General features: G+C 45.2%; 28 protein-coding genes. 2 read left to right on the top strand and 26 right to left on the bottom strand.

Going from position 1 to position 14,876, the window contains the following annotated elements; translation table 11 throughout:
• Positions 1-135: 135 nt before the first annotated feature.
• A complete protein-coding gene (locus OCU28_RS01130) occupies positions 136-1,404 on the top strand; it encodes an O-acetylhomoserine aminocarboxypropyltransferase/cysteine synthase family protein (protein WP_261816544.1) in 1,269 nt (422 codons plus the stop codon).
• Between the two features lie 115 nt (positions 1,405-1,519).
• Positions 1,520-2,008, top strand: a complete 489-nt coding sequence (locus tag OCU28_RS01125) for a DUF2780 domain-containing protein (protein WP_261816543.1) — start codon at positions 1,520-1,522, stop codon at positions 2,006-2,008.
• Between the two features lie 172 nt (positions 2,009-2,180).
• Here the strand turns inward: OCU28_RS01125 and rplQ are convergent, their stop codons facing one another.
• The 26 genes from rplQ to rplD all read right to left on the bottom strand — a co-directional run bounded on the left by rplQ (position 2,181) and on the right by rplD (position 14,860).
• Positions 2,181-2,561: a 50S ribosomal protein L17 gene (gene rplQ / locus OCU28_RS01120; protein WP_017029078.1), complete on the bottom strand. Its 381-nt coding sequence runs from the start codon at positions 2,559-2,561 to the stop codon at positions 2,181-2,183.
• A 26-nt stretch (positions 2,562-2,587) separates the two neighbouring features.
• Positions 2,588-3,580, bottom strand: a complete 993-nt coding sequence (locus OCU28_RS01115) for a DNA-directed RNA polymerase subunit alpha (protein ID WP_017029079.1) — start codon at positions 3,578-3,580, stop codon at positions 2,588-2,590.
• A 23-nt stretch (positions 3,581-3,603) separates the two neighbouring features.
• Complete coding sequence (gene rpsD, locus OCU28_RS01110; protein ID WP_261816542.1) at positions 3,604-4,224, bottom strand: 30S ribosomal protein S4; 621 nt, start codon at positions 4,222-4,224, stop codon at positions 3,604-3,606.
• 31 nt (positions 4,225-4,255) lie between these two features.
• A complete protein-coding gene (gene rpsK, locus OCU28_RS01105; protein ID WP_004398450.1) occupies positions 4,256-4,645 on the bottom strand; it encodes a 30S ribosomal protein S11 in 390 nt (129 codons plus the stop codon).
• 18 nt (positions 4,646-4,663) lie between these two features.
• Positions 4,664-5,020, bottom strand: coding sequence for a 30S ribosomal protein S13 (gene rpsM, locus OCU28_RS01100; RefSeq protein ID WP_261816541.1), 357 nt, complete (start codon positions 5,018-5,020; stop codon positions 4,664-4,666).
• A 147-nt stretch (positions 5,021-5,167) separates the two neighbouring features.
• On the bottom strand, positions 5,168-5,281 hold the full coding sequence (rpmJ, locus tag OCU28_RS01095; RefSeq protein ID WP_039969906.1) for a 50S ribosomal protein L36: 114 nt from the start codon (positions 5,279-5,281) through the stop codon (positions 5,168-5,170).
• 37 nt (positions 5,282-5,318) lie between these two features.
• Entirely contained in the window at positions 5,319-6,653 is a 1,335-nt protein-coding gene (gene secY / locus OCU28_RS01090) for a preprotein translocase subunit SecY (RefSeq protein ID WP_261816540.1), read from the bottom strand.
• Positions 6,654-6,673: 20 nt separating this feature from the next.
• Positions 6,674-7,108 carry a 50S ribosomal protein L15 gene (rplO, locus tag OCU28_RS01085; protein ID WP_261816539.1) on the bottom strand — a complete coding sequence of 145 codons (435 nt, stop codon included), beginning with the start codon at positions 7,106-7,108 and terminating at the stop codon, positions 6,674-6,676.
• 5 nt (positions 7,109-7,113) lie between these two features.
• Positions 7,114-7,290, bottom strand: a complete 177-nt coding sequence (gene rpmD / locus OCU28_RS01080; RefSeq protein ID WP_017029085.1) for a 50S ribosomal protein L30 — start codon at positions 7,288-7,290, stop codon at positions 7,114-7,116.
• 3 nt (positions 7,291-7,293) lie between these two features.
• Positions 7,294-7,794 carry a 30S ribosomal protein S5 gene (rpsE, locus tag OCU28_RS01075; RefSeq protein WP_261816538.1) on the bottom strand — a complete coding sequence of 167 codons (501 nt, stop codon included), beginning with the start codon at positions 7,792-7,794 and terminating at the stop codon, positions 7,294-7,296.
• A gap of 14 nt (positions 7,795-7,808) precedes the next feature.
• Positions 7,809-8,162, bottom strand: a complete 354-nt coding sequence (gene rplR / locus OCU28_RS01070; protein ID WP_261816537.1) for a 50S ribosomal protein L18 — start codon at positions 8,160-8,162, stop codon at positions 7,809-7,811.
• Positions 8,163-8,171: 9 nt separating this feature from the next.
• Positions 8,172-8,705, bottom strand: coding sequence for a 50S ribosomal protein L6 (rplF, locus tag OCU28_RS01065; protein WP_261816536.1), 534 nt, complete (start codon positions 8,703-8,705; stop codon positions 8,172-8,174).
• Positions 8,706-8,715: 10 nt separating this feature from the next.
• Positions 8,716-9,108 (bottom strand): 30S ribosomal protein S8, encoded by a 393-nt coding sequence (rpsH, locus tag OCU28_RS01060; RefSeq protein ID WP_261816535.1) that lies wholly within the window; start codon positions 9,106-9,108, stop codon positions 8,716-8,718.
• 29 nt (positions 9,109-9,137) lie between these two features.
• Entirely contained in the window at positions 9,138-9,443 is a 306-nt protein-coding gene (gene rpsN, locus OCU28_RS01055; RefSeq protein WP_261816534.1) for a 30S ribosomal protein S14, read from the bottom strand.
• A gap of 17 nt (positions 9,444-9,460) precedes the next feature.
• The gene (gene rplE, locus OCU28_RS01050; RefSeq protein WP_261816533.1) at positions 9,461-10,000 is read right to left on the bottom strand and encodes a 50S ribosomal protein L5; all 540 of its coding nucleotides are present in this window, start codon (positions 9,998-10,000) and stop codon (positions 9,461-9,463) included.
• Between the two features lie 25 nt (positions 10,001-10,025).
• A complete protein-coding gene (gene rplX, locus OCU28_RS01045; protein WP_261816532.1) occupies positions 10,026-10,343 on the bottom strand; it encodes a 50S ribosomal protein L24 in 318 nt (105 codons plus the stop codon).
• 11 nt (positions 10,344-10,354) lie between these two features.
• Positions 10,355-10,726 (bottom strand): 50S ribosomal protein L14, encoded by a 372-nt coding sequence (gene rplN / locus OCU28_RS01040; RefSeq protein ID WP_006075569.1) that lies wholly within the window; start codon positions 10,724-10,726, stop codon positions 10,355-10,357.
• Between the two features lie 164 nt (positions 10,727-10,890).
• Positions 10,891-11,145: a 30S ribosomal protein S17 gene (gene rpsQ, locus OCU28_RS01035; protein WP_261816531.1), complete on the bottom strand. Its 255-nt coding sequence runs from the start codon at positions 11,143-11,145 to the stop codon at positions 10,891-10,893.
• Entirely contained in the window at positions 11,145-11,336 is a 192-nt protein-coding gene (gene rpmC, locus OCU28_RS01030) for a 50S ribosomal protein L29 (protein WP_261816530.1), read from the bottom strand. Before rpmC ends, rpsQ begins: the two co-directional genes overlap by 1 nt.
• A complete protein-coding gene (gene rplP, locus OCU28_RS01025) occupies positions 11,336-11,746 on the bottom strand; it encodes a 50S ribosomal protein L16 (RefSeq protein WP_017029096.1) in 411 nt (136 codons plus the stop codon). Before rplP ends, rpmC begins: the two co-directional genes overlap by 1 nt.
• A gap of 11 nt (positions 11,747-11,757) precedes the next feature.
• Positions 11,758-12,456 (bottom strand): 30S ribosomal protein S3, encoded by a 699-nt coding sequence (rpsC, locus tag OCU28_RS01020; RefSeq protein ID WP_261816529.1) that lies wholly within the window; start codon positions 12,454-12,456, stop codon positions 11,758-11,760.
• A 19-nt stretch (positions 12,457-12,475) separates the two neighbouring features.
• Entirely contained in the window at positions 12,476-12,808 is a 333-nt protein-coding gene (rplV, locus tag OCU28_RS01015; protein ID WP_261816528.1) for a 50S ribosomal protein L22, read from the bottom strand.
• A 10-nt stretch (positions 12,809-12,818) separates the two neighbouring features.
• The gene (gene rpsS / locus OCU28_RS01010; protein WP_004736729.1) at positions 12,819-13,097 is read right to left on the bottom strand and encodes a 30S ribosomal protein S19; all 279 of its coding nucleotides are present in this window, start codon (positions 13,095-13,097) and stop codon (positions 12,819-12,821) included.
• A gap of 20 nt (positions 13,098-13,117) precedes the next feature.
• The gene (gene rplB, locus OCU28_RS01005; protein WP_261816527.1) at positions 13,118-13,942 is read right to left on the bottom strand and encodes a 50S ribosomal protein L2; all 825 of its coding nucleotides are present in this window, start codon (positions 13,940-13,942) and stop codon (positions 13,118-13,120) included.
• Between the two features lie 16 nt (positions 13,943-13,958).
• The gene (rplW, locus tag OCU28_RS01000; protein WP_261816526.1) at positions 13,959-14,261 is read right to left on the bottom strand and encodes a 50S ribosomal protein L23; all 303 of its coding nucleotides are present in this window, start codon (positions 14,259-14,261) and stop codon (positions 13,959-13,961) included.
• Entirely contained in the window at positions 14,258-14,860 is a 603-nt protein-coding gene (gene rplD, locus OCU28_RS00995; protein ID WP_261816525.1) for a 50S ribosomal protein L4, read from the bottom strand. The genes rplW and rplD overlap by 4 nt, the downstream gene beginning before the upstream one ends.
• Positions 14,861-14,876 lie beyond the last annotated feature (16 nt).

The raw sequence follows: 14,876 nt of genomic DNA, 5'->3' as shown, positions 1-14,876 counted from the left end.
ATTAATTTGAAACGGTCTCTTTGAGGCCGTTTTTTTATACATTCAATAAATATTAGTTCCCACGTTGCAAGGAGCACCACAAACATGCCATGTTAGTATTTGTGTTCAGTATAAAAACTAAGGAAGGAATGCCCCATGAAAGACGAAACACTAGCCATTCATTACGGTTATGAAACCGACCCAACAACCAAATCTTGTGCGACCCCAATCTATCAAACCGTAGCTTACGAGTTTGACGATGCACAACATGGTGCAGACCTCTTTGACTTGGCAGTACCCGGCAATATCTACAGCAGAATAATGAACCCTACCAATGACGTTTTAGAGAAAAGAATGGCGGCATTAGAAGGTGGGATTGCAGGCCTTGCGGTAAGTTCTGGCTCATCTGCTATTCATTACGCGATACTAACCTTAGCTCGTAGTGGGGATAACATAGTATCAACGCCACAACTATACGGTGGTACTTATACGTTATTTGCGCACATGTTACCAAGTTTAGGTATCGAGGTACGTTTTGCTAAAAATGATAGCAGTGAAGCACTTGCTGAACTCATCGACGACAACACCAAAGCGGTTTACTGCGAATCAATCGGCAACCCTGCCGGTAATATTGCAGATATCGGCGCTATCAGTAAACTAGCCCATAGCATGGGTGTACCCGTTATCGTTGATAATACCGTTGCGACTCCAGCTGTGTGCAAACCGATTGAACACGGTGCTGATATCGTAGTGCATTCATTAACTAAATACGTAGGCGGCCATGGTACAACGCTAGGTGGCATGATCGTTGATTCAGGAAAGTTTCCATGGGCTCAATTCCCCGACAAGTTCCCTGAGTTTAACCGACCAGAACCTTCATACCATGGCGTAGTGTATGCTGAAGCCTTTGGTGAAGCCGCATTTATTGGACGCGCTCGTACCGTTCCTCTAAGAAATACCGGATCAGCGTTATCCCCAATGAATGCCTTTATGCTGATGCAAGGGCTAGAGACACTGTCTTTGCGCATGGAACGCCATTGTGAAAATGCGATAAAGGTTGCTAATTTTCTAAATAATCACCCTAAAGTTAGCTGGGTAAGCTACGCAGGATTAGAAGATTCGGCATACTATGAGCTTGCTCAAAAATACATGCAGGGTAAACCCTCGAGTATCCTATCTTTTGGCTTAAAAGATGGCTATGAGGCTGGAGTTAAGTTCTATGATGCTCTTCAGATATTTAAGCGCTTAGTTAATATCGGTGACGCGAAATCACTTGCATGTCACCCTGCATCAACAACCCACCGCCAGCTTAATGAACAAGAGCAAAAGAATGCGGGTGTTGCACCTGAGATGATTCGTTTATCTGTAGGTATTGAACACATTGATGACATCCTTGCAGACCTTGAACAAGCTTTGAATCAGTAACCCCAATACTATTCAGCATAAGCGGCGCTATCATAGCGCCGTTTTTTTTCACAGCAAGGCGAACAATCCTCTCCTAAAATTAAGATCCTTCAAGATTGTTTTACAGGAGTTAACAATGAAACTATGGATTGTTCCACTGCTCGCTACCATAGCATTTAGCACCCCAAGTTATGCACTATTCGGTTTGTTTGACTCAGATGATGATGAAAAGAAAACCGATGTATCAGCGCTAGCTGGCTCTATTAACGACCAGCTTAGTACGACCCAAAACTCACCTTTAACCGATTTGTTGACTGAACAACTAGATGTTACTCCGACCCAAGCCGCTGGAGGGGCGGGTGCATTACTTTCTTTAGCTCAATCTCAGCTATCAAACGGTCAGTCGAGTGAATTAGGATCGTTAATTCCGGGCCTAAATAGCTTCACCTCTTCTACTGGGCTTGCATCTATGATTACCAATATGGATTCAGTTAAGAGTACCTTTGAAAAGCTAGGGATTGACCCATCATTGGTGTCTCAGTTCGCACCGGTGATTATGCAGTATCTTACTTCACAAGGAGCAAGTAGTGGCTTACTGGGATCTTTAGGAAGTTTGTGGGGGTAGCTTTACTATTGTAATGAACAATTGCTAAACGGGGTGAGTCTGATACGAGGAGCGTGGTGCTTTTTGGTAACAACTAAGTGAGAGCTGTCAAAATACAATTTTTAGCGTGATTATATTTTAGATACAAAAAAGCCGAGCAGATGCTCGGCTTTTTCGTTATATCACGAACTGATTACTCAGCAGCTTCTTCAGCAGCTGGGCGATCAACAAGCTCAATGTAAGCCATTGGAGCTTTGTCGCCAGCACGGAAGCCAGCTTTTAGGATACGTGTGTAACCACCCTGACGGGTAGCGAAACGTGGACCTAGTTCGTTAAATAGTTTTGCCACAACTTCGTTATCACGAGTGCGAGCAAATGCTAGACGACGGTTAGCAACACTGTCTGTCTTAGCTAATGTAATCAAAGGCTCAACTACGCGACGTAGCTCTTTTGCTTTTGGTAATGTAGTCTTGATAACTTCATGACGTACAAGAGAGCTAGCCATATTGCTGAACATCGCTTTGCGATGTGAGCTGTTGCGGTTGAGTTGACGACCACTCTTACGATGGCGCATGACCTAATCCTTCTAACTATTATCGATTAATCTTCAGCGATAGATGCTGGTGGCCAGTTTTCTAGGCGCATACCTAGAGACAGACCGCGAGATGCAAGTACGTCTTTAATCTCTGTTAGAGACTTCTTGCCAAGGTTCGGAGTTTTAAGAAGCTCCACCTCGGTACGCTGTACAAGATCACCGATGTAGTGAATCGCTTCTGCTTTTAAACAGTTAGCAGAGCGAACTGTTAGCTCAAGATCGTCTACAGGACGAAGTAGGATAGGATCGAACTCCGGCTTCTCTTCCTCTTTCTCTGGAACTCGTACATCACGAAGATCTACGAACGCATCCAATTGTTCAGCAAGAATAGTTGCTGCACGACGGATAGCTTCTTCCGGTTCAAGAGTGCCATTGGTTTCCATATCGATAACCAATTTATCCAAGTCAGTACGCTGTTCTACACGAGCTGCTTCAACACTGTAGGCAATTTTGTCTACTGGGCTGTAAGTAGCGTCGACTAGTAGGCGACCGATTGGACGCTCGTCTTCTTCAGTATGAATACGAGCTGAAGCTGGAACATAACCACGACCACGTTCTACTTTGATACGCATAGCGATCTCTGCATTGTCATCAGTAAGATGACAGATAACGTGTTCTGGGTTAGCGATCTCTACATCACCATCATGGGTGATGTCACCTGCAACCACAGGGCCTGAGCCTGATTTGTTAAGTGTAATAAACACTTCATCTTTGCCTTCGGCAACGCGCACAGCTAACCCTTTCAGGTTAAGTAGGATTTCAAGAATGTCTTCTTGAACGCCTTCTTTAGTACTGTATTCGTGAAGTACGCCTTCAATCTCTACTTCTGTTACGGCACAACCCGGCATAGAAGATAGAAGAATACGGCGAAGTGCATTACCAAGAGTGTGACCGAAACCACGCTCTAATGGCTCAAGAGTTACTTTTGCGTGTGTCGTGTTGATCTGTTCGATATCAACTAGACGTGGCTTAAGAAATTCTGTTACAGAACCCTGCATTGTGTCCTCTCTTTAGTTTAACCTTACTTAGAGTAAAGTTCGACGATCAGGTGTTCGTTGATGTCAGCTGATAGATCAGAACGTTCTGGTAAACGTTTGAACGTACCTTCCATTTTGCTGCCATCTACTTCAATCCAAGTTGGTTTTTCGCGTTGTCCAGCAACTTCTAGAGCCGCTTTAATGCGAGATTGCGTTTTAGCTTTCTCACGAATAGAAACAACGTCGTTAGCCGCTACTTTGAATGAAGGAACGTTTACAACTTTACCGTTAACTAGGATAGCTTTATGGCTAACTAGCTGGCGTGCTTCTGCGCGAGTTGCGCCAAAGCCCATGCGGTAAACTACGTTATCAAGACGACCTTCAAGAAGCTGAAGCAGGTTTTCACCTGTGTTGCCTTTAAGGCGTGCAGCTTCTTTGTAGTAGTTACGGAATTGTTTTTCTAGAACGCCATATGTACGACGAACTTTTTGCTTCTCACGAAGCTGAACGCCATATTCAGATAGACGACCGCGACGAGCGCCGTGTACACCTGGAGCGTTATCGATTTTACACTTGGTATCGATCGCACGGATGCCTGATTTAAGGAATAAATCAGTACCTTCGCGACGGCTAAGCTTCAGCTTAGGACCCAAATATCTTGCCATGTTCTTTCTCCAATATTCCTAGAAACGAAACTTAAACGCGACGTTTCTTAGGTGGACGACAACCGTTATGAGGGATCGGAGTTGCATCAACGATGTTGGTGATGCGATATCCTGCTGCATTCAATGCACGGATAGTTGACTCACGACCAGGACCTGGGCCCTTAACCATAACTTCCAAGTTCTTAAGGCCATATTCTTTAGCCATTTCGCCAGCGCGCTCTGCTGCAACCTGAGCTGCGAACGGAGTTGACTTACGAGAACCACGGAAACCTGAACCACCTGCAGTAGCCCAAGCTAGTGCGTTACCTTGACGGTCAGTAATGGTCACGATTGTGTTGTTAAAAGAAGCATGAATGTGCGCTACGCCATCAGCTACTTGCTTGCGGACGCGTTTACGTGCGCGAGTTGGTTGTTTTGCCATTGTACTCTACCCTTCCGACTATTTCTTGATCGGCTTACGCGGACCCTTGCGGGTGCGAGCATTGGTTTTAGTACGCTGCCCACGAAGAGGTAGACTGCGACGATGACGAAGACCGCGGTAACAACCAAGGTCCATGAGACGCTTGATGTTCATTGAGACTTCACGACGAAGATCACCTTCTACAGTGTATTTTGCAACACCATCACGCAGCTGATTGATCTGCTGTTCTGTTAGTTCACTGATCTTAACATTTTCAGCAATACCCACTTCAGCTAAAATAGCTTGAGCGCGGGTTTTACCGATGCCGTAGATCGCAGTAAGTGCGATTACAGCATGTTTTTGATCAGGAATGTTAATGCCTGCTATACGGGCCACTATTCACTCCTAGTACTTTCATAAAGAATTATCCGCTGCAGAGCCCGTTGAGGATACGCAGCGGCATACTACTTCTTTTGCACGCAAAAGGTAGGCCGAGGAATATACTCGAACCTACCCTATATTTCAAGTAAAAATTTCTGTTGATTAGCCTTGGCGCTGTTTATGCTTTGGCTCACTACAAATCACGCGCACAACACCGTTGCGTTTGATGATTTTGCAGTTACGACAGATTTTTTTAACGGAAGCACGAACTTTCATTGCTAAACTCCGTAATTAATCTTGGAATTACCGCCGATTAACGGCCGTAACCCTTCAGATTTGCTTTCTTCAACACAGAATCATACTGTTGAGACATCAGATGAGTCTGTACCTGTGCCATAAAGTCCATGATTACCACTACTACGATGAGTAGGGAGGTACCGCCGAAGTAGAAACGTACGTTCCACGCTACCATCATGAACTCGGGAATCAGACAGATAAAGGTAATATATAGAGCACCTGCAAGGGTAAGTCTAGTCATTACTTTATCGATGTATCTAGCTGTCTGCTCTCCTGGGCGGATGCCGGGTACGAAAGCACCAGACTTCTTCAAATTATCTGCTGTTTCACGCGGGTTGAATACCAACGCCGTGTAGAAGAAGCAGAAAAATATGATTGCGGCTGCATAAAGCATAACATACAGAGGCTGACCAGGGCTTAAAGCAAGTGAAACATCAGTTAACCAACCGAATGTAGCACTCTCACCATTCTGACCAAACCACTGAGCTAATGTTCCAGGGAACAAAATAATGCTCGATGCAAAAATCGCAGGGATAACACCAGCCATGTTGATTTTCAACGGCAAGTGAGAACTCTGCGCAGCAAATACCTTACGACCTTGTTGGCGTTTCGCATAGTTAACGACGATACGACGTTGACCACGCTCCATGAACACAACAAAGTAGATAACAGCAAAAGCTACCACTGCAATCAATAATAGAAGAAGAACGTGCAATTCACCTTGACGCGCTTGTTCAATTGTTTGACCAATTGCTCGAGGCAAACCAGCAACAATACCTGCAAATATGATTAACGATATACCGTTACCAATTCCGCGCTCTGTAATTTGTTCACCTAACCACATCAAAAACATGGTGCCGGTTACTAAACTCACGGTAGCAATTAGGGTGAACATGGTTTGGTTGATAACAACCAGATTGTCGACCATATTCGGTAAACCTGTTGCAATACCGATAGCTTGGAATGTTGCAAGTACCAGCGTGCCGTAACGCGTATACTGACTTATCTTACGACGGCCAGCTTCACCCTCTTTTTTAAGCTCTGCAAGAGCGGGATGAACAACGGTTAGCAATTGGACCACAATAGATGCCGAAATATACGGCATGATACCAAGGGCCAAGATAGATGCACGCGATAGCGCACCACCTGAGAACATGTTAAACATTTCTACGATGGTGCCCTGCTGCTGATCCAGCAATTGGGCAAGGACAGCTGCGTCAATACCAGGAATCGGAACAAAAGAGCCCGCACGAAATACTAATAACGCGCCTATTACGAATAGTAAGCGTGATTTCAATTCAGCCGTGCCACTTTTTGCACTACTAAAATCTTGTCCTGGTTTTTTAGCCATCTGTACCTTTCCCGCGAAGATTATTCTTCGATTTTACCGCCGGCAGCTTCGATTGCAGCTTTAGCGCCTTTAGTTACGCGAAGACCTTTAACAGTCACTGCTTTATTGATCTCACCAGATAGAACAACTTTTACAAACTCGATGTTCTTAGTGATCACGTTAGCAGCTTTAAGGCTGTTAAGATCTACAACGTCACTTGATACCTTCGCTAGCTCAGCTAGACGAACTTCAGCAGTCACTAGGCTCTTACGAGAAGTGAAACCGAATTTAGGTAAACGCTGTTTCAAAGGCATTTGACCACCTTCAAAACCTACACGAACTTTACCGCCCGAGCGTGATTTCTGACCTTTATGGCCACGGCCACCGGTTTTACCCAGGCCTGAACCGATACCACGGCCTACGCGCTTCTTAGAAGGCTTAGAACCCGCAGCCGGTGATAGAGTATTCAAACGCATTCTGATTACTCCTCAACTTTAACCATGTAGTAAACCTTGTTGATCATGCCGCGTACTGCAGGCGTGTCTTCAAGTTCTACTGTGTGGTTGATGCGACGAAGGCCAAGACCACGTAGGCACAATTTGTGCTTAGGTAGACGACCGATTGAGCTTTTAGTTTGAGTTACTTTAATAGTAGCCATGGTTTACTCCGAAATATTTTCAACAGTTAGACCACGTTTAGCAGCCACCATCTCAGGAGATTTCATGCCACTCAAACCATCGATAGTCGCGCGAACGATGTTAATAGGGTTTGTAGAACCGTATGCTTTCGCAAGTACGTTACGTACACCTATAACTTCAAGTACTGCACGCATCGCACCACCGGCGATGATACCTGTACCTTCCGCTGCTGGCTGCATGTAAACTTTAGAGCCAGTATGACGACCTTTCACCGCGTGGTGAAGAGTACCTTCGTTAAGCGCGATAGTAACCATGTTACGACGTGCTTTTTCCATTGCTTTTTGAATCGCAGCAGGTACTTCACGAGCTTTGCCGTAACCGAAACCTACACGACCATTACCGTCACCAACTACTGTTAGTGCAGTAAAACTAAAGATTCGACCACCTTTAACCGTTTTAGAAACACGGTTAACAGCGATTAGCTTTTCTGCCAAATCTGAAGCTTGTTGTTGTTCTTTAGCCATCTTCCAACCCTACCTTAGAATTTCAGACCAGCTTCGCGAGCAGATTCTGCTAGCGCCGCCACTCGACCGTGGTATTGGAAACCAGAACGATCAAACGCAACAGCTTCGATGCCTTTTTCAAGAGCACGCTCAGCAACAGCTTTACCAACTGCCTTAGCTGCGTCTACGTTACCAGTATTCTTAACTTGCTCACGGATCGCTTTTTCTACAGTAGAAGCAGCTGCGATAACCTCAGAGCCGTTTGGTGCAATAACCTGTGCGTAAACGTGACGTGGAGTACGATGTACTACAAGACGGTTTACACGAAGTTCAGCAATCTTACGACGTGCACGTGTAGCACGACGGATGCGAGATGCTTTCTTATCCATAGTGTTACCTTACTTCTTCTTAGCTTCTTTGGTACGCACAAATTCATCTGCGTAACGAACACCTTTGCCTTTATAAGGCTCAGGTTCACGGTAAGAACGAATGTCAGCTGCAACCTGACCAACTAGTTGCTTATCAGCACCAGTTAGTACAATCTCAGTTTGAGTTGGACATTCCGCTTTAATACCCGCTGGCACTTCGTGCTCAACTGGGTGAGAGAAACCTAGAGTTAGACTTACTGCATTGCCTTTAACAGCAGCACGGTAACCAACACCCTTAAGGGTAAGTTTCTTTGTAAAGCCTTCAGTAACACCAACAACCATGTTATTCACAAGAGCACGTGCAGTACCAGCTTGAGCGTTAGCTTTAGCGATACCTTCGCGTGGAGCGAAAACAATAGTGTTATCTTCCTGTGAAACTTCTACTGCGCCGTTAAGCACACGAGAAAGTTCACCTTTAGGGCCTTTAACAGTCACTTCTTGACCGTTAAGTTTCACCTCTACGCCTGCTGGAATAGAGACAGGTGCCTTAGCAACACGAGACATATTCTACTCCTTAAGCTACGTAGCAGATGATCTCACCACCAAGACCTGCCTTGCGAGCAGCTCGGTCTGTCATAAGACCTTTGGAAGTGGACACTACAGCAATACCCAAACCACCCATCACAGAAGGAAGGCTGTCTTTATTTTTATAGACACGCAGACCTGGACGAGAAACACGTTGGATTTGCTCGATTACTGGTTTAGCTTGGAAGTACTTAAGAGTAACTTCTAGCTCTGGTTTTGCTTCGCCTTCAACAGCGAAATCAACGATGTAACCTTCGTTTTTCAGCAAAGTAGCAACTGCAACTTTAAGCTTTGAAGAAGGCATTTTTACAGCAACTTTGTTTGCTGCCTGACCGTTACGAAGACGGGTCAGCATATCCGAAATCGGATCTTGCATGCTCATAAGATATACTCCAAATGATTAAGTGGCAATTACCAGCTAGCCTTACGAAGTCCAGGAATCTCGCCTTTCATGCAAGCTTCACGAACTTTGATACGGCTTAAACCGAATTTACGTAGGTAACCGTGTGGGCGACCAGTTTGGTTGCAACGGTTACGCTGACGTGATGCACTTGAATCACGTGGAAGAGATTGCAGTTTAAGCACTGCATCCCAACGATCTTCTTCTGATGCGTTCACATCGCTGATGATGTTTTTTAGCTCTAGACGCTTTTCAGCGAATTTAGCTACTAGTTTTGCACGCTTAGCTTCGCGTGCCTTCATAGATTCTTTAGCCATAACAGTAACCCTTCACCCTACTTACGGAATGGGAAGTTAAAGGCAGCCAGCAGAGCTCGGCCTTCCGCATCTGTGCCCGCTGAAGTCGTGATAGTAATATCAAGACCACGTACACGATCAACTTTATCAAAGTCGATTTCCGGAAAGATGATTTGCTCGCGAACGCCCATGCTGTAGTTACCGCGTCCGTCAAAAGACTTAGCGCTAACGCCACGGAAGTCACGTACACGTGGTAGAGCGATTGAAATCAAACGCTCAAAGAAGTCCCACATGCGTTCGCCACGCAAGGTCACTTTACAACCGATAGGGTAGCCTTCACGGATTTTAAAACCTGCAACAGATTTACGCGCTTTAGTGATAAGTGGCTTTTGACCAGAAATGGTCGCCATATCAGCTGCTGCGTTCTCTAGAAGTTTCTTATCGTTGATTGCTTCACCAACACCCATGTTAAGGGTGATTTTCTCGATTCTAGGGACTTGCATGACGCTTGAGTAGCTGAACTCTTTGGTCAGTTCAGCAACTACAGACGACTTGTAGTAATCATGCAGTTTCGCCATAGTTAACTCCAAAATACTTTATATCTTAGTTAGAAACGATTTCGCCATTAGACTTGAAGAAACGAACTTTCTTGCCATCTTCAAAACGGAAACCGATGCGGTCTGCTTTGCCAGTAGCTGCGTTGTAGATTGCAATGTTTGAAGCATCAATTGCTGCTTCTTGCTCTACGATACCACCTTGAACACCCATTGCCGGTACAGGCTTCTGATGTTTCTTAACAAGGTTGATACCTTCAACGATAACTTTACCAGTTGTCAGAACCTTAGTTACTTTACCTTTCTTGCCTTTATCTTTTCCAGCAAGAACGATTACTTCGTCATTACGACGGATTTTAGCTGCCATTTCTTTGCTCCTTATAGTACTTCTGGAGCCAGTGATACAATCTTCATGAATTTCGCATTACGAAGTTCACGAGTCACTGGGCCAAAGATACGAGTGCCGACTGGTTGCTCAGTAGTGTCGTTCAACAATACGCAAGCATTACGGTCGAAGCGAATGACAGAACCGTCTGGACGACGTACGCCTTTACGGGTGCGCACAACCACCGCCTTCAGAACATCACCTTTTTTTACTTTACCGCGAGGAATTGCTTCCTTCACTGTAACTTTGATGATGTCACCGATATGTGCATAACGACGGTGAGAGCCACCCAGAACCTTAATACACATTACCTTGCGCGCACCAGAGTTATCTGCAGCGTCAAGTGTACTTTGCATTTGGATCATTGTTAGTGCTCCGCTAAATATTAAAAACTAGACCCTCTCGGGTCGGGCTGCCTCTTTAAAGGGACGCGAATTGTAACACCCTTTTCCCTTATTGGGTAGACAAAAAATAAGCGGCTTCCAAAAAAAACTGGAAGCCGCTTTAAGCTGCTAAGAATTAACGAAAATTAGATTTTCGCTTTTTCAACAACTTTTACCAAAGTCCAAGATTTTGTCTTAGACAGTGGACGACATTCTAAAATTTCAACTGTATCGCCTAGGCCACACTCGTTGTTTTCATCATGTGCGTGAATCTTAGTCGTACGCTTTACGAACTTGCCGTAAATTGGGTGTTTAACCATGCGCTCGATAGCAACAACAATAGACTTATCGCCCTTGTTGCTAACAACACGACCAAGTGAAGTACGGATTTTGTCGCTCATTATACGTCTGCCTTCTCAGTCAAAACGGTTTTAACACGTGCGATATCACGACGTACAGCTTTCAGAGTATGAGTTTGCTGAAGTTGACCAGTCGCAGCTTGCATACGCAAGTTAAACTGTTCACGTAGCAAATTCATTAGCTCAGCGTTAAGCTCTTCAACGCTTTTTTCGCGTAACTCTTGTGCTTTCATTACATCACCTGCTTAGTTACAAATGTTGTTTTGATAGGCAGTTTACGAGCCGCTAGGCGGAACGCTTCACGTGCCAACTCTTCAGGTACGCCATTCATTTCGTACATAACCTTGCCAGGTTGGATTTGTGCAACCCAGTACTCAACGTTACCTTTACCTTTACCTTGACGAACTTCAAGAGGTTTTTCAGTAATTGGTTTGTCTGGGAAAATACGAATCCAGATTTGACCTTGACGTTTGACGTGACGTGTCATTGCACGACGAGCCGCTTCGATTTGACGAGCAGTAATACGTCCACGACCAACAGCTTTAAGACCGAATTCGCCGAAGCTTACTTCAGTACCTTTAGCCAGACCGCGGTTACGACCAGTCTGAACCTTACGGAATTTAGTACGTTTAGGTTGTAGCATCTGTCGACTCCTTACTTACGGCCTTTACGCTGTTTCTTAGGCTTATCGCCTTTAGGCTCTACTGCATTAGCAGCTGGCATTCCACCAAGGATTTCTCCTTTGAAGATCCAAACTTTAATGCCGATTACACCGTATTGGGTGTGAGCCGAAGAAGTTGCGTAGTCAATGTCAGCACGTAGGGTATGTAGTGGCACACGGCCTTCACGGTACCATTCAGTACGCGCGATTTCAGCACCGCCAAGACGGCCACTTACTTCTACTTTGATACCCTTAGCACCTAGACGCATTGCATTTTGTACCGCGCGCTTCATAGCACGACGGAACATAACACGACGCTCTAACTGAGAAGCGATGCTGTCAGCCACTAATTGACCGTCCAGCTCAGGCTTACGTACTTCAGCGATGTTAATTTGCGCTGGTACACCTGCGATTTTCGCTACAGCTGCGCGTAGTTTCTCTACGTCTTCACCTTTCTTACCGATAACAACACCAGGGCGAGCAGTGTGAATAGTCACACGAATGCTCTTAGCTGGACGTTCGATAACGATACGTGATAGAGACGCTTTTGCTAGTTCCTTAGTAAGGAACTGACGTACCTTGAAGTCGCCGTCTAGGTTGTCAGCGAATTCTTTGGTATTAGCAAACCATGTAGCATTCCAAGGCTTGACGATGCCAAGACGAATACCATTAGGATGTACTTTCTGACCCATTGCTTAATCTCCTAGTCTTTTAGCGGTCTGCTACAACAACAGTGATGTGGCTTGAACGCTTCAAGATACGGTCTGCACGGCCTTTAGCACGAGGCATAATGCGCTTCATGATAGGGCCCTCATCTACAAAGATTTTAGCGACATTAAGATCATCAATGTCCGCACCTTCGTTGTGCTCAGCGTTCGCGATTGCTGACTCTAGAACTTTCTTAATAAGTTCAGCAGCTTTTTTGTTGCTGAAAGTTAGAACTTCTAGTGCTTGATCCACAGATTTACCGCGGATTTGGTCTGCAACTAAGCGAGCTTTCTGTGGAGAAATACGAGCAAAGTTATGTTTAGCTAAAGCTTCCATTATCTACTCCTTATTTCTTCTTAGCTTTCTTATCAGCAGCATGGCCGCGATAAGTGCGAGTTGGTGCGAATTCGCCCAGTTTGTGGCCGATCATTTCTTCGGTTACAAAAACTGGTACGTGCTGACGACCATTATGGACAGCGATGGTCAAACCGATCATAGTTGGTATGATCATTGAGCGACGGGACCAAGTCTTAATAGGCTTTTTGTCTCCGCTTTCCACCGCTTTCTCTACCTTCTTCAGCAAGTGTAGGTCAATAAAAGGACCTTTCTTGAGAGAACGTGGCATGGCGATTCCTCTTAATTAGATTACTTGTTACGACGACGTACGATGTACTTGTCAGTGCGCTTGTTCTTACGGGTTTTGAAGCCTTTAGTAGGCATACCCCAAGGTGATACTGGGTGACGACCACCAGAAGTACGACCTTCACCACCACCGTGTGGGTGATCTACTGGGTTCATTACTACACCACGTACGGTTGGACGTACGCCGCGCCAGCGTGAAGCACCAGCTTTACCTAGTTCACGTAGCATGTGCTCAGAGTTACCAACTTCACCGATCGTTGCACGACCTTCAGAAAGAACTTTGCGCATCTCGCCAGAACGTAGGCGTAGAGTTACATATGCACCGTCGCGAGCGACGATTTGTGCGTATGCACCTGCAGAACGAGCAATTTGTGCACCTTTACCAGGCTTAAGTTCAACACAGTGAACAGTTGAACCAACTGGGATGTTACGCATTGGCAGGGTGTTACCTGCTTTAATAGGCGCATCAACACCAGACTGGACTGTATCACCAGCTGAAATGCCTTTTGGTGCAATAATGTAGCTACGCTCACCGTCTGCGTACAGAACTAGAGCAATGTTTGCGCTACGGTTTGGATCGTATTCTAGGCGCTCAACTTTCGCTGGGATGCCATCTTTAGTACGTTTGAAATCAATCAAACGATAGTGATGTTTATGACCACCACCGATATGACGTACAGTAATACGACCGTTGTTGTTACGACCACCGTTCTTAGAGTTTTTCTCTAGAAGAGGTGCGTATGGCTTACCTTTGTGCAGGTCAGCATTAACAACTTTAACTACGTGACGACGACCAGGGGAAGTCGGCTTACATTTAACAATAGCCATTTCTCAACTACTCCTGTTATTCCGCACCGCCAACGAAGTCAAGATCTTGACCTTCTTTCAAGGTAACGTAGGCTTTCTTAACGTCTGAACGACGGCCTTCACGCATACCTTGACGTTTGGTCTTACCCTTAAGAACAAGAGTATTTACAGACTTAACTTCAACTTCAAAAAGCTTTTCTACTGCTGCTTTGATTTCTCTTTTAGTTGCATCTTTTGCTACTTTGAAAACGATAGTGTTCGCTTTCTCAGCAGCCATAGTTGCTTTTTCAGAGATATGTGGAGCACGTAGAACTTTTAGTAGACGCTCTTCAGTGATCATGCCAGCATCTCCTCAACTTGCTTAACTGCCTCAGCAGTCATTACAACTTTGTCAAACGCAATAAGACTCACTGGATCAATCGCAGCAACGTCACGTACGTCAACTTTGTAAAGGTTACGAGCAGCTAAGAATAGATTCTCATCTACTTCACCAGTCACGATCAGAACATCTTTAAGCTCAAGCTCTTCAAGCTTAGCAATTAGCTCTTTAGTTTTTGGAGCTTCTACTGAGAAGTTATCAACAACGATTAAACGCTCTTGACGAACAAGTTCAGAAAGAATGCTCTTCATAGCACCGCGGTACATTTTTTTGTTTACTTTTTGGCTGTGATCTTGTGGTTTCGCAGCAAAAGTAACACCACCTGTACGCCAGATTGGGCTACGAATTGTACCAGCACGCGCGCGGCCAGTACCTTTTTGACGCCATGGCTTAGCGCCACCGCCAGATACTTCAGAACGAGTCTTTTGAGCACGAGTACCTTGACGAGCACCTGCTGCAAATGCAACAACTACTTGGTGTACAAGAGCTTCGTTGAAGTCACGTCCGAAAGTAGTCTCGGAAACAGTTAGTGCATCAGCACCTTTAACCATCAATTCCATTACTTACTCCTAGACG

Origin of the sequence: Vibrio gallicus (genome assembly GCF_024346875.1) — a bacterium.
Classification (GTDB): domain Bacteria; phylum Pseudomonadota; class Gammaproteobacteria; order Enterobacterales; family Vibrionaceae; genus Vibrio; species Vibrio gallicus.
The sequence above is the reverse complement of the archived record's forward strand: the minus strand, read 5'-3'. Positions and strand labels throughout refer to the sequence as shown.